The following is a 20,983-nucleotide window of genomic DNA, read 5'->3' as shown; positions in this document are numbered from 1 at the left end:
CGTTTACTATCCTTATCAACATAAACAGTTTGAACAAATGAAAAAAAGATTTTTACAATTATGTCTTTCAGGCATCGTGCTGTCAACCTCCGCTGCTTATGCACAACAGGATCCGGGGTTGATCGCCAATGCTACAGAGCCCGAAGCAATAAGAGATGCCCGTATGCGCTGGTTTAGAGACGCACACTTTGGCATGTTTGTGCACTGGGGACTGTATAGTGTGGCTGCAGGAGAATGGAACGGAAAAGATTACGATGGTTGTGTAGAATGGATACAGAATATGGCCAATGTGCCATCATCGGAATATGCGGCGAAGTTAACGCCGCTCTTCAAACCTAAAAAAGATTTTGCGCGGGAATGGGCTAAAACAGCGAAGGAAGCAGGTTGTCGCTATGTGATCTTTACCAGCAGGCATCACGAAGGGTTTGCTTTACACGATAGTAAAACTACCACCTTTGATGGAATGGATGTTACCGGGAGAGACCTGTTCCGCGAAATCGTAAACGCCCTGCATGAACAGGGGCTACGGGTAGGCGTTTATTTTTCCCTTGTAGACTGGCATCACCCGGATGCTTATGTAGAGCATGGTATGCCAGCACCTGGTGGTGTGAAAAATGAAGGTCGCGATAATGCAAAGTATGTTGCTTACATGCATCAGCAGGCAGAAGAAATATTTTCCAATTACGGGCCTATTGATGTGGTTTGGTGGGATTACAGCTCCATGGAAATTCAAGGTGAAAAATGGGGTGCTAATGCGCTGGTAGCGATGGTGAAAAAGCATCATCCCAACATTATTATGAATAACCGGTTATACGCTTTTGAACATAACAGCGAATATACCCGTGCGAATGGTGATTTGGTGACACCCGAACAGTTTATTCCCGAAACCGGCTTTAAAGGCATGGACTGGGAATCCTGTATGACCATGAATGGAACCTGGGGATACAGTAAGAACAACCAGAAATGGCATACAGAGGAAGACCTGGTGCATAACATGATAGACATCGTTTCCAAAGGAGGCAACTACCTGTTGAATGTAGGTCCTATGGGCGATGGTACTATTCCGGGCAAAAGCATAGCACTGATGCATGGCATCGGCGACTGGATGCGCTTAAACGGAGAAGCCATCTATGGCTCCAGGGCTAATACCATCGGCAAGGTAAACTGGGGGCGTATCACTACAAAGCCAGGCAAATTCTTCCTGCATATTTTCAACTGGCCGGCAGATAATCGCTTGCACGTGCCGCTGGCACCGGATGCTGGCGTAACGCCGCAGGCTTTCTTCCTGGCAGATGCTGCGCATACACCATTAAAAATAGAAACCGATGAACGCGGATTATTTATTGATGTGAGCAGCAAAGCATTTAAAAACAGTGCTGCTACCGTGATAGAACTGGATGTGACGGGTACCTCGCTGATTGCGCAAGGCATATATCCGGAAACAGATGGCACCTATCATTTAGTAGCCGGCGATGCTATTCTCGCTAATGGAGTGGGGCTATCTGTAGGTGAGCAGGCCACCATTTACAACTGGATGTCGCTGGAAGGAACCGTTACCTGGAATATTAATGTGAAGCAATCGGGTAAATACAAAATGATTTTGAGTGCTGCCTGTACAGATGCCTCTGCCGGATCAAAGATTGCGGTAAGCGCTGGCAATACCACACTGACCGGAGTGGTAAAAGGTACTGATAACAGTTGGGGTGCTTATAAAGACTGGGAGTTAGGTACAGTGGTGTTATCGAAGAAAGGCGTGAATACTGTGCTGGTGAAAGCATTAACCAAACCAGGTTTGGGAGTGATGAATCTTCGTGGTATCCGTTTGATGCCTGTTAGCCGTTAGCCATTAGCCATTAGCTTTTAGCCTTTAGTAAATGCAGCGGAGATGAATATATGTTGGTCTTCGTTGCATTTACTAAAAGCTAAAGGCTGACAGCTAAAAGCTAATCGTTACCCCTGCAAAGAAATTAATTCCTGCCATCGGGTAATAATAATTATCATAAGCTACGCGATTGTTAGTCAGATCGTAGCTGGAGTAAGTGCTGCCATTGGGCTCATATTTTGCATCGAAAATATTATTGAGCATAAACTGTAATCCCAGTTCACGGAATAACGTTTGCGGCACTACGTAGTTAATCCGGAGGTTGCTCACAAAGTAAGCATCCAGGCTACCATCCTTGTTGGAGGTGTTGTCCATGTACTGACGACTTACATATTTACCTAATAAATCGATGTTCAGATTTTTAACCGGTTTCACAGATAACGTTAACCCACCTACGAAAGTAGGGGAGAAAGAAATATCCGTTTTGTTGAATGCCTGCGTGTGCTTTGCGTAAGCAGCATCATAGGTAACGGCCTCGTAGTCCAGTACTTTATTCTGGCTCAATGCTGCGTTGGCAGCTACGCTCACGATATTGCCCAGTTTTACGTTGCCGTTTATTTCAATACCCATGCGGTAGCTCTTCGGAATATTGGTACGCACATATGCGCCAACATTGGTAAGCTCCCCGGTTTGTACAAGTTGGTTTTTGTAGTTCATGTAGTATACATTGGCCTGTATGGCAGCAATGTTGTTATTCCAGGAATAGCCCGCTTCCACATCGCGGAGTATTTCCGGTTTAGGAGTAGCCACACCATAGTTGTTTTCAAAATCGCTTCGGTTAGGCTCTTTATGTGCAATGGCCACGGACGCAAATACGCGGTTGGTGGCATTGATGTTGTAAGAGATACCTGCCTTTGGATTGAAGAAATTATAGTTAACGTGCGCGATGTATTCCGGTGCCGCTTCGAAGCCGTCCATGTTGTACATGATATTCCGGTATTGCATATCCGCAAAGATGCTTAGTGCGGATGTGATTTTATATTCTCCTTTCCAATAGATATTAAAATCATTTTTTGCAGCAGGATAACGATAATATTCATGATCTTTTTCAAACTGCGTATCTGCCCATATTACTTTCCCGTAATGGTCGCCGGTGTACCTGTTCCAGCCGCCGCCGAGGCTCCAGTTGAATTTCTCACCAGTACGGTTTACAGAAAATACGCTGCCATAGAAATAATTATCTAACCAAAGCTGGTTAATCACATCTGCCGTATCTCTTTTCACACCATTGATGACCTGGCCTGGAATACCATAGTTGGCGAGTGGTTGAAAACCATTATAATTTTCATAGTAACCACGTCCGCGGGTGAGGTGGAAGGCCACGTTAAAATTCAGGTGAGCATTGATTTCCTGGTTGAGGAATAACTGGTAATGATCCTGCTGATAGTTATCCGTCTGGTTATCGTAAGGGCTGCCTGGTTTATCGGTACCTGCTGGATTATACGTCCGGTCGGTATTCAGCAGGGCCTGTGGTACACCATACCAGGCCTGGTATGTTTTTTCTTTTCCCGAGAAGACATTCAGCCGTATGGCTGTCTTTTTGGAAATATAGGCAGCGGAGGTATAGAAAGAACGCAGGTCAGATGTTGCGCGGTCTATATATCCGTCTGATGAAATTTGAGAAAGGCGGGCATCAATGGTGAAGTGATCGTTGATCAGTCCGGAACCTGCTTTCACAGTGTGTTTCCAGCTATTGAAAGAACCGTAGCTATTGCTGATTTCGCCATATGCTTTTTCGTTGAATTCGTTGGTGCTGAGGTTAAGGGTTGCACCGAAAGCGCTGGCGCCGTTGGTGGAAGTACCTACACCCCGTTGCAGTTGAATGCTGCTCACAGAGGAGGCAAAGTCGGGCATATTTACAAAGAAAGTTCCCTGTGACTCTGCATCGTTTACGGGGATACCGTTTACAGTAACGTTGATACGGGTGATGTCGGAACCGCGTACACGCATGCCGGTGTAGCCGATGCCGGTACCTGCGTCTGAGTTGGTTACCACACCTGGTTGCTGATCGAGTAAAATGGGTAAGTCCTGGCCCAGGTTTGCTTTTTTAATATCCGTTGCTGATATAGTGGTATTGACGAAGGGTGAATTTTTTCCTGCACGCAGACTACTGATCTCTACCGGTTTTACAAACAGGGGAGATATTTCCAGTGCAATATCTTCCTGTTGGGCATTATTATGTGCATTAATGGTTGTGCTGAAAGATTTGAAACCGATAAAACTGGCGGTTAAAGTATAGCTTCCTTTTTTAGGAAGGCGGATGCTGTAATGACCTTTGTTGTCGGTTAATGCGCCTGTTTGGTTGATAGCGATGGTCACACCTTCCAGTGGTTGGCCGCTGGTTTTACTGGTAACGGTACCGGTAACCAGGGATTGTGCATGCAAAGTGCCTGCTATAGATAGCAGCACTAATAACATTAGCTGTTTCATGTAAGTATGTCTGTTTTCTGTTCGTTCATTTCCTAACCAGCATTACCTGGTCCAGGTTCATTGGGTGTGATCTCAGCCTGAAAGTAAGGCACCCCATGTATTGTGTTACTGCAAAGGTATACTTGTATGTATTAATAATCAGAAAATATTTTTTGGGAGACAGAAATTTGCGTAATTTCCATGGATACTTCTCTCAATCATCTTTTATAAATTTTTAACCATTTAAATCTTTATTTCTGATGATCAAGCTTCAGTTAATCGGGCACCTTGGCCGCGATGTAGTGAAAAAAGAAGTCAACGGGGCATCCGTTTTTAATTTCCCGGTAGCTGTTAATGAGCGTTTTAAAAATGCGCAGGGCATACTGGAGGAAAGAACCACCTGGGTAGATTGTTCCTTGTGGGACAAAGGGAACGTAGCTCCTTATTTAACGCAGGGTGTTATGGTTTATGTAGAAGGGGCTCCAAAAGTGGAGGCTTATGTAAGCAATAGCACCGGTGCATTGTCTGGCGCTTTAAGACTGAGGGTTTTTTCGTTGCAGTTACTCAGCCGTAGGGATGAGGAAAAAAGACAGGCAACCTTAACAGAAACCCCTGTTCCTGATGCAGAACCGGTTCAGGAACAGCCCGCTGACGATCTTCCATTCTAAAAGTGTATCAAGCATTCCAATATGAAAGCCAACCATTTATGGTTGGCTTTTTGTGTTTCTTTTAAAAAGATTTGGCGGGAATGAAAATAATCCTATATTTGCACCCTCATTGCGAGGTAGAGCAGAGGTAGCTCGTCGGGCTCATAACCCGAAGGTCAGTGGTTCGAATCCGCTCCTCGCTACAAAAATAGAGCTGAAGAGCATCTAAAAGATTTAAGAGCCGAAGAAATTCGGCTTTTTTTATTTCCGTAAGTTTGAGTTGTGAAAGCAGCGTTTAATTGTCATCATGCACAAAGCAGGTTTTGTAAATATTTTCGGTAAGCCCAATGCGGGGAAAAGCACATTGCTGAACGCCATTATCGGTGAAAAGCTGGCTATTATATCTCCCAAAGTGCAAACCACGCGGCATCGTATTACAGGGGTATTAACAGACCCTGCGTATCAGATCGTATTTTCTGATACTCCGGGTATTATTGATCCCAAGTATAAGTTGCACGAGAAAATGATGGGTGCAGTAAAATCCGCCCTGGAAGATGCAGATGTGGCCTTGTTGATCATGGATGCCAAAGACTCCCTGGAAGAAAACCTGGAGATGTTTGACTCACTGAAACTGAAAGTACCTATTATCCTTATCATCAATAAAATGGACAATATCCTTAAAGAGGAAATGGCTGTTTTAATTGATCGTGCAAAGGCCTGGGGCAAAGCAACAGCGGTGGTAGCAGTGTCTGCCATGCAGAAAAAAGGTATTAAAGAATTGCTCGCAGAAATTGTAGCACTTTTACCGGATGCAAACGCTTTTTATCCTGATGACACACTAACGGATAAGTCTACACGATTTTTCGTGGCAGAAATGATCCGTGAAAAAATATTCCAGTTATTCGAAGAAGAAATTCCTTATCACACCACAGTAATTGTTACACAATTCCAGGAGAAGGAAACGCTGACAAAAATAACGGCAGAAATTATTGTTACCCGCGATACCCAGAAAGGAATCATTTTGGGCGAAAGAGGTAAATCGATCCGTGAGATAGGCACCCTGGCCCGTCAGGACATTGAAAAATTCATAGAAAGAAAAGTATTCCTGGAACTGTTTGTGAAAGTACGCGGAAAATGGCGTGATAATGATACGTTCCTGAAGGAATACGGATATTAATTATAGAAAAATTCCTGGATATATTATTCAGGTTAGTACGACAAAATATAATAAAAAATGGCAGGATTTACAGTAGCTATCGTGGGCCGTCCCAACGTAGGCAAGTCAACGTTGTTCAACCGTTTATTGGAACAACGTAAGGCCATCGTGGATGACCAGAGCGGTGTAACCCGTGATCGACAATATGGTGTTGCTGACTGGAATGGCAAAACCTTCAATGTAATTGATACTGGCGGATTTGTAACCAACAGTGATGATGTTTTTGAGCGGGAAATCCGCAAACAGGCAAAAGTGGCCATGGAAGAGGCCAACCTGATCATCTTTATGTGTGATGTAACTACAGGTATTACAGACCTGGACGCAGACGTGGCAAATATTCTCCGCCGCACTTCCAAACCGGTATACGTAGTAGTAAATAAAGTAGATAACCATCAACGCCAGCTGGAAGCCACTGAGTTTTACAGCCTCGGTTTTGAACATATTCACTTCCTTTCCTCCATGACCGGTAGCGGTACCGGTGAATTGCTGGATGAAGTAGTGACCAACATTACCCCTGAAATGGGAGATGCTACCCTCGACAATGATCTGCCGAAAATTGCGATCATCGGGCAACCGAACGTAGGTAAGTCATCCCTGCTGAATGCATTGGTAGGCGTAGAGCGTAATATCGTTTCTGATATTGCCGGTACTACCCGTGATACCATTCACACCCGTTACAACATGTTCCAGAAAGACTTTATGCTGATCGATACCGCAGGTATCAGGCGTAAGAACAAGGTAAATGAAGACCTGGAGTTTTATTCCGTTATCCGTGCGATCAAAGCAGTAGATGAGTCTGACGTGGTGATGCTGTTGCTGGATRCCGAAAAAGGCGTTACGGCACAGGATCTCAGCATCTTCAGTCTGGCTACCCGTAAAGGTAAAGGCATTGTGGTGCTGGTGAACAAGTGGGATATGATGGAAAAAGGTACCAACACCGCCAGAGATTATGAAAAAGAACTGAAGAAGCGCCTGGCGCCTTTCTCCGATGTTCCTATCATCTTTACCTCTGTAACAGAGAAACAACGTATTTTCAAAGCGATAGAAACCGCGCTGGAAGTATATGATAACCGTCAACGCAGAATCCAGACTTCCGTATTAAACGAAATTCTGTTGAAAGCGATTGAAGCGTATCATCCGCCGGTAGTAAGAGGTACCCCTATCCGTATTAAATATGTTACGCAGCTGCCTACGCACACGCCGGCATTTGCCTTTTTCTGTAACCTCCCGGATGACGTGAAAACACCGTATCGTAACTACCTGGAAAACCAGATCCGTACGAATTTCAACTTTACTGGGGTGCCATTGAAGATATTCTTCAGACAAAAATAGCCGTTTCGCTAAAAAAGAGATGACAGGATTTTGTAATTTATAAAATTTGTATACCTTTGCGGCGGTTTTAAAAATAAAACAAACAATCAAATGAAAAAATTATTCGTATTCGCTGTTGCTGCAGGTATGTTCTTTGTAGCTTGTAACGGTGGTAGCACTCCAGCTGCTGATTCTACTGCAACTACAACTGTTGACACTATGAACGCTGCTCCAACTGCTCCGGCAGCTGCTCCAGTTGATTCTGCTGCTCACGTTGATTCTTCTGCTGCTGCTCACGTTGATTCAGCTGCTGCTGCAACTCCAGCTAAGTAAGAGATTATTATATCAAATAATATCTTTCTTGCAAGAAATTAAGAAGCCCATCGCTTATGCGGTGGGCTTTTTGATTATACTTAAGGGTTAGTTACTCTACGTATCCTTTTGGCGCCATAATCGGCTATTAAAAGGTCTCCATTTGTACGCAAAGCTACGCCCGTAGGGTACACCAAATTAGCGGCAGCAGGCAGGCCGCCATCACCCAATACCATTCCTCCTCCTGCAATGGTGGTGATGATGCCGGTTGAAATGGCTATTTTACGTACCCGCGCATTTGAATAGTCTGCCAGGATGATATTCGCCATCTTATCTACCAGCAACCCGATGGTACCAACACGGGCATTTACAGCGGGGCCGCCATCACCTCCACCCCCATACATGCCATCACCCGCAATAGTGCTGATGGTTCCACTACTATTTACTTTACGGATACGGTTGGCACTGGCAATATATACATTGCCAAGTGTATCTGCTGCGACGCCGGTAGGATATTGCACTACTGCATTGATGGCCGGAATACCATCGCCGTTATAGTTTTGCATGCCATTGCCGGCAAGGGTGCTGATGATACCTGCCGTATTTACCTTGCGTACGCGATGATGAGCCCAATCCGCGATATACATATTTCCTGCTTTATCAAATGTTACATCTTGTGGCGAACTCAATCTCGCATTAATGGCAGGCCCTCCATCACCGTTGTTCGGCAGCGTAGTACCACCATTGCCTACTACTGTAGTAATAATGCCAGCGGTGCTTATTTTCCGGATACGGTCATTACAGGCAATATAAATGTTGCCGGTTTTATCTACCGTAATTCCCTGGATAAATCCCAGGCTGGCAACAGTAGCCAGGCCTCCATCACCACTAAATCCATTGATACCGGTACCTGCTATAGTACTGATAATACCACTCGTATTTACTTTCCTGATCCGGTTGTTGCCCACGTCAGAAATATAGAAGTTCCCGACAGCATCTGCTGCAACACGGCGGTTGTTGTATAATTGTGCAGCAGTAGCCAGTCCTCCATCTCCACTAAATCCCTGTGTACCATTACCAGCCACCGTAGTAATCACCGGCGTGGCAAGCACTTTTACCACCACATCTGCCGGCTTATTGGTGATGGTGTTTATACCGTTGGCGCCATCTTTCTTACAAGCTGCCACCACACATAAGAATGAAATACTAATGAGATAGATTGTTTTTTTCATCATTAATGAATTTTGAAGGTTAGATGAAATGTATCTGCCGGATTTTATTCATTATAGGAAAGGGGAGTAAAATTCTCCATCAGTAATGGTATACTTCTTACCTGAAGTACTACCTATCAGTACTCCTGAAAAGGTACCTTTGGCGGCATTAGCTGTGACGCTGGTAACGGTTAGTGTCATACGTCCGTTATCATCATTAACAGAGGAGCCAAGGCCTTCACCATTATAGACATAGTTCATAATAAATGTATTGGGAGCAGCATTGTCATTTGCAATAAAAATGCTATTGGTCTTTATGCGGGTATCGCAATAGAAGACAACTTCAAATGCTTCACTGAAATTAGAGATATTAACAGCTGTCATTATGTAATTATTTGCAAAAGCGGATGAATTCTGGGAAGCATTTTGGATGCCTGCTGATTCAAGTCTGCGCGGAACGCCGTTTATGTTAAATTTTACATAGTAGGCAGGTCTGGTACTGTTAATAGTTTCATCCCCACCCTTTTTGCAGGAAACAAAAAAAGTAGAGAGCATACCGATGAGGCATAATAGTGAAAAAATCTTTTTCATGTGAGGAGGTTTTATGTATGTTAGAGGTGTAATGACTGTTGTAAGTATATGGGTAGGAATCCAAATTAATTAACCGGATCTTTTTTCTATATAATAAACATCATTGCTGAAGGGTGACCCCGGTAGAAAAGGGAAACCGGGTGTTACATACCAGGATAGTAAATAGCGTTTCATAACAGGTGTTTATTGATATTGATTGATCATATTGGGTCAAAAATATCTCACCTATCAGATAATAAAATGGGCAATTGGAGGATGCCTTTGTTATTTGGTATATGACCTGTTTAGCGGGTTAAATGGAATTGATGCGTATTGTTTTTTGGAATATTTCTGCTACCAGCTTATTTTTCCCGTTCCTTGACGCATGTAGCGGTTCGGGAAGATATTTTAACGTCACTTCACTTTTTGTTGGCGAAAAAGCAGTTATGTATTTTAGGTTAATGATGGTGGAGTCATGTATTCTGCAAAAATTCAGGGATGTTAAATAATCTTCCCAGATACCTATACCAATAGTGGTGATGATCCCTTTCAAATGCGTATCATTTTCATCTTCTCTAATAAAAATTTCTGTGTACTGATTGTTTGATTTACAATAAATCAGGTTTTTTGCTTTTACGAAATAGGTGCCCTCTGATCGTCTGAAGGAGATGGTTTGTTCATCCACCTGGTCCGTTGTCAGGTTGGATAATAGCACATTTATTTGTCTGGCGCCATCATCGCCAGGACGTTTTTGCCAGAATTTATCCAACACTTCTTCCAGTTCGTCCGGCATATAAGGCTTTGGAAGATAGTCTATACCGCAGCGGCGGATATCTTTTATATTATGATCAATATGCGCGGTGGTGAATATTACATCAAAGGGTATCTTTTTGAATTTCTTCAGCAAATAAAATCCTCCTCTTGGGTTGTCGTGCAGCGCTATATCAAGAAATATTACATCTGGCTGATGTGTGCTGATAGCGATGAAAGCCGCTTCTATGGTATCACATACGCTCAGCACCTGGATGCGGCTATCCGTTGCCGCCAGTAGTTTTTTCAGCCGGTTACTATGTACAGGTTCATCTTCAACAATAATACTTGTAATAACGTCATTCATTTTATCAGGCGTTTACTGGAAATGAAAATATTGCTTTGGTACCCGTTGGATTTCCTTGTTGGTCAGACAGGTCAATGATTTCAAAAGAAGTGCTGCCATAGTCAGGTTTCCAGAATGTTATTAATTTTTCCACCAGCTGTAAGCCGTAGGGAATCCTTTGCGGATCTCTTTTTTCTTGCGATTTTTTTCTGCCAATGCCATCATCTTCTACCGTACAAACCATCCTGTCGTTGTGCTGTTGAACAGTGACCTGTAACGTTCCTCCGTGTTCTTTGGTAAATCCATGATGCAAAGCGTTTTCCACCAATACCTGGAAAACCATGGGTGGTACCAGTATATTCGATGGATCAACGAATCTGTCAATGTTCAACTGATATTTGATATGTCCCGGCGGGTATTTAAGTTGAACAAGATGATAATAATCTTCCAGGAATTGAAGATCTTCTTTCAGGGTGACTGTTTTCTCAAAAGAATTTTTTAGCACATTCCTGATAAGCCGGCCGAATCGCATGAGGTAGTTGTCGGCAGCAGCTTTGTCATTGGATGCGATGAACTCATTTACTGCTGTAATGGAATGGCTGACAAAATGCGTATCGAGTCTTGCTTTGAACGCTTCCTGCTGTAGTAATATCTGATTCAGCTGGTGTTCCTGTTTCTTTTTTCTCATGTGTAGCCGGAAACTACCTGTTATGAGCAGCAGCAGTGCAACAGCTGTTATTATACCGATTCCCAATCTTGAATTATTCCTGGCTTCTGTGAGTGCCAGTTGTTTTTCGCCGGCAGTTTTCGTGGCGATTTCTTTTTTATCAAAGTCATACTTTAGACCCAGGCTGGTAATGGTTTTTATTTTTTCATTACTGAACAGACTATCATGATACATGGTTTTTTTCTGATAGCTTTCCAGCGCAGCTTTGTAGTCGCCATTTAGTTCATGAGCGGTGGCCAGGCTTTCATAATCATGTAGCAGATTACTCAAGAGGCCTAGGTCTGAGGCCAGGGCTACGGATTTTTGCAGGTTATCAATACTGCGGTTGAGCAATGTTTTTTTTGACAGTTTAGCCAGACTATCCGGTAATGATGCCTGGTTGTTTTCTTTCACCATCGATAAATAGGTATTGCCGATATTTCCGAAATTAGTGCTCATCAGTTTTTGATCGCCCAATTCCTTATTTATGTTCAGGGCTTCAAAATGGGTTTTTAGTGCTTCCGGAAATTTTTTCAAATCGGCGTATGTCAGTCCCAGTTCATTTAAGGCGAGGGCAAGACCATCCTTGCTATTAAGATCCTGATAAATGTGTAATGTTTTTTGAAGGAATTCCATTGCTTTTACATAGTCGCCTTTATCTCTGTATATAGTGCCAATATTGTTCAATGCGTCTGCCAGAAACAGTTTGTTATCATTTTTCTCCAGCCGGTCTTTCGCCAGCAGCAGGTATTGTAACGCTTTTTCGTAGTCGCCTGTTTTTTCATAGATAAGGGTCAGATCATTCAGTACTGCGGGGAATATGTAGGTATCATTGACTACTTCACTTACTTTGAGGGCGCGTAGTTGATAGTCCATCGCTTTATCATAGATATCTATTGCCAGATAAGTATTGCCAATAGCATTTAGCGCTGCAGCTATCCAATATTTATCATCCACCTGTTGAAATACTTTCAATGCTTTTGTGTAGGTTTCGATCTCTTTATAATGGTTGTTTTCTTCCGAGTATGCTCTTCCAACTCCCATCATTGCTTTTCCTACCCATAAAGTGTCTTTATTAGCCTCGCTTTGTGTGACCAGTAGGGAAAAATATTGCCGGCCGGCAGCGCCATTATGTAAATTCAGATAGGCTTGCGCTAAGTTGCCCAATACATCAGGATTAGAATGATCGCCTATTTCGTCATTTATTTTTAATGCCTGCAGCCAGTACGCAATGCATTTATTCATATCACCATCAAAAGTGAAATCATTTCCCCACGAGAGATACACCTCACTGATATCCTTTTTGTTCTTGTGATCTGTACACAGTTCCAGCCAAAGTTGTCTGTATTTGGTATGATTGGCGGTGTCCTTCATGATATGGTAATAGCTACCAATATTGCGGAGCAACTTTTTTCTAATGTTATAATCGTTTAACTCTTCCGCTACTTTTAACCCTTTTAAGGAATATGCGATGGCTTTTGCATAATCCTGTTTCATAGAAGCAGCGATTCCCATTGTTTTATAAGACTGTGCGATTCCTGATTGCCAATGTAGCTTTTCGGATAGCAGTACCCCTTTTCCTGCATAGGCTGCGCATTCATCGGGATTATTGACAGCATAGTAATTTTCACTGAGGTTCAGCAGGCATTTTACTTTACTGGTGTCTTCTCTCATGCCACGTAGGGCGGAGAGCAGGGAATCTATTAGTGGTTGTCCTTCTTTTTGGGCAGTGAGTGTTTGCAGGTTTACCATCAGTAAAAATGCCATCATGCCAACATGGAGTTTCATCAGGATATTTTTTATTCAACTGGACGTATCAGGGGAATCATTCCGGAGAAATCGGAATCCTGTTTAATTTACGAAAAAAGCAGCCGGTTCGTTTGTGAACCGGCTGCTTTTTATTTATCAGAAAGAAGTCATGTGACTAGTCTTCCAGTATACTCGCTAAATTCATTAATTCATCCTGTTTATACGCATCCTTGTCATCCCGGAAGCATTTGGATAATTCTTCCAGCAGGAATTGTATCAGCCGTTTATTGGATTGTGGCTTGAAGTAAGAGGGAACAGATGGTACCTGTACCCTTTTGAGGTAGGTATCTACATCCTGTTGGGTATAGATCTGACCTTGAATGGGATCTATAAAAAATAAGATCCGGTGGTCGGAAGGGTCTATCGGACCGGAGAAATCAACGTAGCTGTCGAAGTAAGCCAGGATGAACTGCCTGGGTATATTGACCGCATATACCGGTAAATCCAGCATGGCGCATAAGGCCGAATAGATGATACCGTTGGTAATTGGATTCCCTTTTTTGGATTCTATGACCTGGTTAATGAAAAACTGATTTTTGCGCTGATAGGAAACTTCTTCTCCTTTGAGGCCAAAATAGTTATAGATCATGCTGTTCAGCACATTGATCTGTTCCAGTGGTGTAAGATAATTATTTAGTTCCAGCCAGATATTACGTTTGATACGGTCTATCTCTGTGATAATCTGGGAATCGATCAGGTCGGGGAACTGGTACCTGGCGGCCAGTATGGCGCCCTGCAACAGGTCCTGCATTTCCGAAAGTCCCCATACACGTAACGCTGCCTGCAAATCCTGGTAATGTACCCGATGAATCAGCAGTTCTATCCTTTCCTGAATAGCTTCGTCAATTGTATTCTCCCACAAATTCTCCAGGTTTGGAATAATATCTTTACCGTACAGTAATATTTTACTGGCAACAGTATCAAATACCTCCAGATCCGGATCATCCAACAGGTGGAACAAAGCGTTTATTTCTCTGTTTTCGTTCATACCATTATTATGATCATGTGGTAATCATCAAATAATGTGATCCTGTTGGCAAATTAAATAATAAGCATATCACTCACACTGCAGTTATTATCATTGCCTCCATTTTTCATCATATTCTTACCACTGCGTTACTCAGCTTTCTTCTTTCTGGGTGGTGCTTTTTTCTTTGGTGGATTAGCTTTAGCTTCTTCTATTATTGCTTTGGCTTCTTCTACCGTTAAATCAGCTGCCGTATCAATTTTCTCTTTCGGTATTTTAAAGTTCTTCAGACCTTGTTTAATATAAGGACCATACGGGCCTTTCAGGATCTGTATTTTTTCTTTTTCAAATATTTTGATGGTTCGTTCGTCTTTTGCCGTACGTTTTTCTGCAATCAGTGGTGCTACTTCATCCAGTTCAACGGTGTAAGGGTCCATTTCCTTCTTCAGGGAATAGAATTTCTTATCGTGTTGGGCATATGGACCAAAACGACCGATATTCACCACTACATCAGAATCTTCAAACTGACCCAGGTTACGGGGCAATTTAAACAATTCCATGGCTTCGTCCATGGTGATGGTTTCGATGCTTTGGGTCGCTTTTAATTTTGCAAAACGAGGTTTTTCCTCATCTTCCACACTGCCTATCTGGATCATGGGACCATAGCGACCCATGCGGGCCACGATTGGTTTGCCGGAAGCGGCATCTGTTCCCAGCGGACGTTCTCCTTTTACACGTTCTGCATTTTCCAGGGTGTTTTCCACATCTTTATGGAAAGGGAAATAGAATTCGCTGATCATATTGTTCCACACCTTCTTACCGTTGGCAATTTCATCGAATTCTTCTTCAATTTTGGCGGTAAAGCCGTAGTCCATTACATTATTAAAGTATTGGTTGAGGAAGTCGGTCACGATCATGCCCAGATCAGTAGGGAACAGTTTTGATTTTTCTGCGCCGGTATTTTCTGATTCGGTTTGTTTGCTGATCTGATCCGCCTTCAGTACCATGATGCGGTAATCTCTTTTAATCCCTTCTTTATCTCTTTTTTCTACATAATTACGCTTCTGTATAGTGGTAATGGTAGGAGCGTAGGTAGATGGACGGCCGATGCCCAGTTCTTCCAGTTTCTTTACCAGGCTGGCTTCCGTGTAACGCGGAGCCGGGCGGGAGAATCTTTCAGTGGCCTTCATTTCTTTCAGGTCCAGGGATTGTTTTACCGCCAGTGGAGGTAAAGATCCTTCCTGTTCATCTTCCTGTTCTTCCTCATCATCGTGGCTTTCCATATATACTTTCAGGAAGCCATCGAATTTCAGTACTTCACCGCTGGCAGTCAGTTCTTCGTGGTTGGTAGAGATATCGATTTTGGCGATGGTCTTTTCCAGTTCCGCGTCTGCCATCTGGCTGGCGATGGTACGTTTCCAGATGAGTTCATACAGTTTGCGGGTATCGCTGTCATCTACTGTGGTGTTTTCCATGTAGGTAGGACGGATGGCCTCATGCGCTTCCTGTGCGGACTCATTTTTATTTTTGAATTTGCGGTGTTGATGGTATTTATCACCGAAACTTCCTTTAATAGCTTTTTCAATTTCACCCACAGCGGTATCGGACAGGTTTACGGAGTCTGTACGCATATAGGTGATATTACCGCTTTCATACAGTTTCTGGGCCAGCAACATGGTTTTGGAAACGCTGTAGCCTAGTTTACGGCTGGCTTCCTGTTGGAGGGTAGAGGTGGTAAATGGCGCTGCGGGCGATTTTTTACCAGGTTTAACCTGTATGTCTTTTACGGTATAGGCAGCGGCAACGCATTGCTGGAGGAATTTCTCCGCGTCTTCGGCTGTTTTAAATTTGCCGGGGCCATCTGCCTTAAAGGAAATACTCTTACCATTAATATCTTTACCGGTAAAATAAGCCTCTACTTTAAAGGTGCTGACAGACTGGAAGTGGTTGATTTCTCTTTCACGTTCAACAATCAGTCTTACCGCCACGGATTGTACACGGCCGGCAGACAGGGAATTACGCATGCTCATTTTACGCCACAGTACCGGGGAGATTTCAAAACCCACGATCCGATCCAGTATACGGCGGGCCTGCTGTGCATTCACACGGTCCATATCCAGTTTACGTGGATGCTGAACGGCGTTTTCTATAGCAGGTTTGGTAATTTCATGAAACACAATGCGTTTGGTCGTTAACGGATCCAGGTTCAACACCTCACACAGATGCCAGGAAATGGCTTCTCCCTCACGGTCCTCATCCGTTGCCAGCCATACCTCCTCGGTATCCTTCGCCAGCTTCTTCAACTCTTTCACTACCTTTTCCTTATCTTCCGGTATAACATACTTAGGCTTAAAGTTATTTTCGATGTCTATCCCCATATCATCCTTTTCCAGATCACGGATGTGACCGAAGCAGGACCTGACTTCAAAGTCCTTGCCTAGTATTTTTTCTATGGTCTTGGCTTTCGCCGGGGACTCAACTATAACTAAATTTTTTGCCATGTATGCTTCTTTAATGCGCTGCTAAATACGCAAAATTCTGTAAAATAATTACTTCAATGAATTCTGCAATGATATAAAAGTCACCTCAAATTAAAAAATAAGACCACTTTTAAACGTTAAAATACGTTGTAATGTAATGAAAAAAACGGGGACCCGCTAAAACACGTATATTAGAAACCACGAATCATGCACGTATTTGAATAATTCCGGTCGCAGTTGCAGCAAGTGATCTGTCCGGAGATCAGACAGCCGGATATACGGATATCAGGCAGTTTGTTATTTTAAAATTAATTATAATGGATATAGTAATTGTTGGCACTGGCAATGTTGCACATTGTTTCGGACACCTCTTAAAAATTCATGGCCACCAGATAAAACAGGTGGTCAGCAGGCAAATGGCACATGCACAGGAGCTGGGGGAGATGCTGAATGCCTCCTATACAGATGATTTACAGGATATTAATATGGAGGCAGACATCTACCTGCTGGCCGTCAGTGATGCCGCCATTACTGAGCTGAATGACCAGTTGCGGCTGGGCAAGCGCATTGTGGTGCATACAGCGGGCGCTGTTCCACTAACAGCCATCTCCCGGATATCGGCCAACACCGGGGTATTATATCCTTTACAATCCATCCGCAAGGAAATTAAAAATTATCCGCCTATACCTGTTATGCTGGAAGCCAGCAATGACGAGGTGYTACGGCGGCTGCAGTCCCTGGCCCAGAGTATTTCCGGCAGTGTAACTGTCACTTCCTCCGCCCAGCGGCTGAAGTATCACCTCACCGCCGTGCTTTGCAATAATTTCACCAACCACCTCTTTGCCCAGGCAAAAGCATATTGTGAAAAAGAGCAGCTGGACTTTTCCCTGCTGCAACCTATTATAAAGGAGACATTTGACCGCCTGGAAAAATATTCACCAGAAACGGTCCAAACAGGTCCGGCGCTGCGCCAGGATGAAATCACTATGAGCCTGCACCGGGAATTGCTGGCCAATGATGAATATTTGCAACTGGTGTACCAGGTGATGTCCGATGCTATTTACCAATTCCATAATAAATAGAGAATTACAATTCTTAATGGGTAATTGGCTATTTTTGGCCCCATGAACGTATTGGCTTTATTTAAATCTATCACCACTTTTGTGCTGGATGTAGATGGTGTACTTACCGATGGTACCCTGCAATTACTGCCAGGGGGAGAAATGTCCCGCAGAATGAATATCAAAGATGGCTATGCTTTGCAGCTGGCCGTGAAAAAAGGATATCGGGTGGTGATCATCTCCGGAGGAAAATCAGAAAGTGTGGTAAGCAGGTTACAGGGACTTGGCATTAAGGATATTTATACCGGCATACATGATAAGCAGGAAAAACTGCAGGATTATGTATTTGAACATGAACTGCGATGGGATGAAATATTATATATGGGAGATGATATCCCGGATTATCTGCCCATGCAACTGGTAGCTTTACCCACCTGCCCTGCAGATGCAGCCCCTGAAATAAAAAGTATTTCAAAATATGTATCCCCTTTGCCCGGAGGCCACGGGTGTGTAAGGGAAGTAATGGAAAAAGTGCTGAAACTGAATGGACATTGGCTAATGGATGAAGGCATTGCATCGAAATAATAAAAGAGAAAACTATGAAGCTCTGGGCTGCATTTTTTAAATTGATCAGATACCCTAATCTGATATATATTGGCCTTACCCAGTTTTTACTGCAATACTGTGTGGTAGAACCGGTGCTGCGCAGCTCTGGTGAGGAACCATCACTGCCAGTTCCACAATTTGTACTACTCAGCTTGTCTACCATACTGGTGGCTGCTGCCGGCTATATTATCAATGACTATTTTGATATTAATATAGACATTGTCAATAAACCGGAGAAGATGGTGCTGGACAAAATTATCAGCCGGCGCTGGGCCATGGCCTGGCATACGCTGCTTAACATGGCCGGGGTATCACTGGGTTTTATGGTGGCCTTTAAAACAGGACAGTTCTATCTGGGTTTCACCCAGGTGATCTGTTCCCTGCTCCTGTGGTTTTATTCCACTTCTTTTAAACGGCAGGTGCTCATCGGGAATGTGGTGATTTCGTTGTTAACTGCACTGGCCGTGGTAGTAGTAGGATTTTACGAGAAACAGATCTATCATAGTTTTGAAGCCATTATGTCGGCCACCGGCAGAAAGCTGATACAGATCATCGGCGTATATGCGTTGTTTGCGTTTCTTATTTCCATGGTCAGGGAAATTGTGAAAGACCTGGAAGATATGATGGGCGACAGCAAAGACGGTTGCCGCACCCTGCCTATTGCCTGGGGGGTACTGTCGGCCAAGCGTTTATGCAATGTGTTGTTACTGGCGCTGGCCATCATTATCCTGGCAGTAGAAATCCGGGTATRGATACTGGGCTGGTATATTGCGATCGGTTACCTGCTCCTGTTTGTACAGGTGCCATGCGGGTACATTTATTTACAGCTGAAAAAAGCCAGTCTGCCGGAGCACTATCATAAAGTGAGTTCCCTGGTAAAGGTGGTAATGCTGACAGGCATTTTATCCATGATATTTTTTAAAATTTATTTATAGAGATGTATAAAGGATCACCCGTAATTCTGGCATCGCAGTCGCCCCGCAGAAAGCAGTTGCTGGAGCAGGCCGGCATTCCTTTCCAGGTGAAGGTTGTAGAAACAGCAGAAACGTTTCCTCCGGAACTGGCGGTACCGGACATCCCGGTACATATTGCCCGTCAGAAGGCAGCGGCCGTAAGGGATCTCTGTGAATCCACTGATATTATTGTGGCTGCCGATACAGTGGTGGTGCTGGATGACAGCATCATTGGCAAACCAAAGGACCGGGAAGATGCTATTGGCATCCTTACCCGCCTGAGTGGAAGAGAACATCGTGTAGTCACCGGCGTTATAATACAGCAGGGCGCAAAGGAAGTCGCCTTTTCCAAAACGACTTCCGTGTATTTTAAGCCGCTGAACGCAGAACAGATCACTTATTATGTAGATCATTTCAAGCCCTTTGATAAAGCGGGTGCTTACGCCATCCAGGAATGGATTGGTGCAGTTGGGATAGACAGTATTAATGGTTGCTTCTATAATGTAATGGGACTCCCCGTTAGCAGAGTAGTAGAAGAACTGGAAAACTTTTAGTAATAAGAACGGCGCTGTGAACAGCGCCGTTTTTGTTTACGATTGGTTTTTGCTTATTACATTTCTTTATTCCAGTACAAGAATATTCACGTCTTTATTTTTCAGCCAGCCGGCTTCTCTCAGTTTCTGTAAGTTAATAGTACCTACCACGTAACGCCATTCTGTAGATTCGTATTTCTCAGAGATGTTGAAGAACTCTGCCAGATCTACCTGATCAGGTGTCTTGTAGCGCAGGTATATTTTCAGATTTACATCATTGGTAAAGCTGGGCTGATTATTTTGTTTAATCTTTTTATACTCGTAGCGATAGTTGTATAACAATGCGGAGATGTCGGACAGTACGGCACTACCGGTAGCGGTACCACCGGCACCTTTACCTACAAAGAATTGTTTGTCGGTGAAAGCACTTTCCAGCAGGATGCCATTGTATTCATTGTATACATCGTAGAGCAGGTTGTGTTCTTTGATCAGGTGCGGCAGTACGTATGAGAATACGTGTCCGTTCTGACGGCGGCACTGGGCAATCAGTTTGATGGTACAGTTTCTTTGTTTGGCAAATTGTATATCAAAATCGTTCAGGTGATGAATACCGAAGTTGAATACTTCTTCCGGTTTTACGAAAGTACCAAAGGCATGGAGGAGGAGGATCACGATTTTGAATTTCGGATCATATCCTTCGATGTCGAGGGTAGGGTCGGTTTCAGCGAAACCCAGGTCCTGCGCTTGTTGCAGGGCCGTAGCAAAGCTGAGATTTTCTTCAAATATTTTTGTAAGAATATAATTCGTTGATCCGTTGCAGATACCTTCTACGGCATTCAGCAGGTCATTATCATAATATTCTTCCAGGTTGCGGATAATGGGAATACTGGCGCAACTGGACGCTTCATACAGGAATGGCACTTTGTTTTCTGCCTGCAGCTGATACAGTGCTGGCAGGTTTTCAGCGATCATGCGTTTGCTGGCGCTTACTACTGCTTTGCCATTGCGGAGCGCTGTACTCACAATTTCAAAAGCTGCTTCGGTTTCATTGATCAGTTCTACTACTACGTCAATGGTAGGATCTTCGAGGATTTCATTTTTATCGGTAGTAAAATAACTGCTATCGATAGGTCTTGATTTATTAGGGTCTTTAATACAGATTTTTTTGATCCGTGCATTAATACCTTTTGTTCTGTTCAAAACCGTTCAAAACC

Annotated in this window: 17 protein-coding genes and 1 tRNA gene; 10 read left to right on the top strand and 8 right to left on the bottom strand. The window is 43.5% G+C overall.

Features of this window, described 5'->3' with window-relative positions; genetic code table 11:
• Positions 1–37 precede the first annotated feature (37 nt).
• On the top strand, positions 38–1,843 hold the full coding sequence (locus tag AC1DP6_RS34375) for an alpha-L-fucosidase (RefSeq protein ID WP_477058928.1): 1,806 nt from the start codon (positions 38–40) through the stop codon (positions 1,841–1,843).
• Positions 1,844–1,936: 93 nt separating this feature from the next.
• On the opposite strand, the gene AC1DP6_RS34370 is transcribed toward AC1DP6_RS34375, so the two are convergent.
• Complete coding sequence (locus AC1DP6_RS34370; protein ID WP_477058927.1) at positions 1,937–4,312, bottom strand: TonB-dependent receptor; 2,376 nt, start codon at positions 4,310–4,312, stop codon at positions 1,937–1,939.
• Between the two features lie 239 nt (positions 4,313–4,551).
• On the opposite strand from AC1DP6_RS34370, the gene AC1DP6_RS34365 reads away from it, so the two are divergent.
• The 5 genes from AC1DP6_RS34365 to AC1DP6_RS34345 all read left to right on the top strand — a co-directional run bounded on the left by AC1DP6_RS34365 (position 4,552) and on the right by AC1DP6_RS34345 (position 7,798).
• Positions 4,552–4,959: a single-stranded DNA-binding protein gene (locus tag AC1DP6_RS34365; protein ID WP_477026552.1), complete on the top strand. Its 408-nt coding sequence runs from the start codon at positions 4,552–4,554 to the stop codon at positions 4,957–4,959.
• A 110-nt stretch (positions 4,960–5,069) separates the two neighbouring features.
• A tRNA-Met gene (locus AC1DP6_RS34360) sits at positions 5,070–5,141 on the top strand.
• Between the two features lie 104 nt (positions 5,142–5,245).
• A complete protein-coding gene (gene era, locus AC1DP6_RS34355; RefSeq protein WP_441577359.1) occupies positions 5,246–6,115 on the top strand; it encodes a GTPase Era in 870 nt (289 codons plus the stop codon).
• A gap of 57 nt (positions 6,116–6,172) precedes the next feature.
• Positions 6,173–7,486, top strand: a complete 1,314-nt coding sequence (der, locus tag AC1DP6_RS34350) for a ribosome biogenesis GTPase Der (protein WP_477058926.1) — start codon at positions 6,173–6,175, stop codon at positions 7,484–7,486.
• A 90-nt stretch (positions 7,487–7,576) separates the two neighbouring features.
• Positions 7,577–7,798, top strand: a complete 222-nt coding sequence (locus tag AC1DP6_RS34345; RefSeq protein ID WP_441577357.1) for a hypothetical protein — start codon at positions 7,577–7,579, stop codon at positions 7,796–7,798.
• Between the two features lie 80 nt (positions 7,799–7,878).
• On the opposite strand, the gene AC1DP6_RS34340 is transcribed toward AC1DP6_RS34345, so the two are convergent.
• The 6 genes from AC1DP6_RS34340 to topA all read right to left on the bottom strand — a co-directional run bounded on the left by AC1DP6_RS34340 (position 7,879) and on the right by topA (position 16,637).
• Positions 7,879–9,012 carry an NHL domain-containing protein gene (locus AC1DP6_RS34340; protein ID WP_477058925.1) on the bottom strand — a complete coding sequence of 378 codons (1,134 nt, stop codon included), beginning with the start codon at positions 9,010–9,012 and terminating at the stop codon, positions 7,879–7,881.
• Between the two features lie 48 nt (positions 9,013–9,060).
• Positions 9,061–9,579 (bottom strand): hypothetical protein, encoded by a 519-nt coding sequence (locus AC1DP6_RS34335; protein WP_477058924.1) that lies wholly within the window; start codon positions 9,577–9,579, stop codon positions 9,061–9,063.
• A 292-nt stretch (positions 9,580–9,871) separates the two neighbouring features.
• Positions 9,872–10,675 (bottom strand): LytR/AlgR family response regulator transcription factor, encoded by an 804-nt coding sequence (locus tag AC1DP6_RS34330; protein WP_477058923.1) that lies wholly within the window; start codon positions 10,673–10,675, stop codon positions 9,872–9,874.
• A gap of 4 nt (positions 10,676–10,679) precedes the next feature.
• On the bottom strand, positions 10,680–13,148 hold the full coding sequence (locus tag AC1DP6_RS34325; protein WP_477058922.1) for a tetratricopeptide repeat protein: 2,469 nt from the start codon (positions 13,146–13,148) through the stop codon (positions 10,680–10,682).
• Between the two features lie 136 nt (positions 13,149–13,284).
• Positions 13,285–14,157, bottom strand: coding sequence for a transglutaminase-like domain-containing protein (locus AC1DP6_RS34320; RefSeq protein ID WP_441577353.1), 873 nt, complete (start codon positions 14,155–14,157; stop codon positions 13,285–13,287).
• Between the two features lie 128 nt (positions 14,158–14,285).
• On the bottom strand, positions 14,286–16,637 hold the full coding sequence (topA, locus tag AC1DP6_RS34315) for a type I DNA topoisomerase (protein WP_477058921.1): 2,352 nt from the start codon (positions 16,635–16,637) through the stop codon (positions 14,286–14,288).
• A gap of 296 nt (positions 16,638–16,933) precedes the next feature.
• Here topA and AC1DP6_RS34310 point away from each other — a divergent pair, with 296 nt between their 5' ends.
• The 4 genes from AC1DP6_RS34310 to AC1DP6_RS34295 are packed head-to-tail and all read left to right on the top strand — an operon-like array spanning position 16,934 to position 19,790.
• The gene (locus tag AC1DP6_RS34310) at positions 16,934–17,698 is read left to right on the top strand and encodes a Rossmann-like and DUF2520 domain-containing protein (protein ID WP_477058920.1); all 765 of its coding nucleotides are present in this window, start codon (positions 16,934–16,936) and stop codon (positions 17,696–17,698) included.
• Between the two features lie 42 nt (positions 17,699–17,740).
• Complete coding sequence (locus tag AC1DP6_RS34305; protein WP_441577350.1) at positions 17,741–18,262, top strand: KdsC family phosphatase; 522 nt, start codon at positions 17,741–17,743, stop codon at positions 18,260–18,262.
• 14 nt (positions 18,263–18,276) lie between these two features.
• Positions 18,277–19,218 (top strand): geranylgeranylglycerol-phosphate geranylgeranyltransferase, encoded by a 942-nt coding sequence (locus tag AC1DP6_RS34300; protein ID WP_477058919.1) that lies wholly within the window; start codon positions 18,277–18,279, stop codon positions 19,216–19,218.
• 2 nt (positions 19,219–19,220) lie between these two features.
• A complete protein-coding gene (locus tag AC1DP6_RS34295) occupies positions 19,221–19,790 on the top strand; it encodes a Maf family nucleotide pyrophosphatase (RefSeq protein ID WP_477058918.1) in 570 nt (189 codons plus the stop codon).
• Between the two features lie 66 nt (positions 19,791–19,856).
• Here AC1DP6_RS34295 and AC1DP6_RS34290 read toward each other — a convergent pair whose 3' ends face one another.
• Positions 19,857–20,969, bottom strand: coding sequence for a homoserine dehydrogenase (locus AC1DP6_RS34290; protein WP_477058917.1), 1,113 nt, complete (start codon positions 20,967–20,969; stop codon positions 19,857–19,859).
• Positions 20,970–20,983 lie beyond the last annotated feature (14 nt).

This window comes from Chitinophaga sp. 01L420 (assembly GCF_056399985.1).
This window is presented reverse-complemented; position numbering and strand designations above follow the sequence as displayed.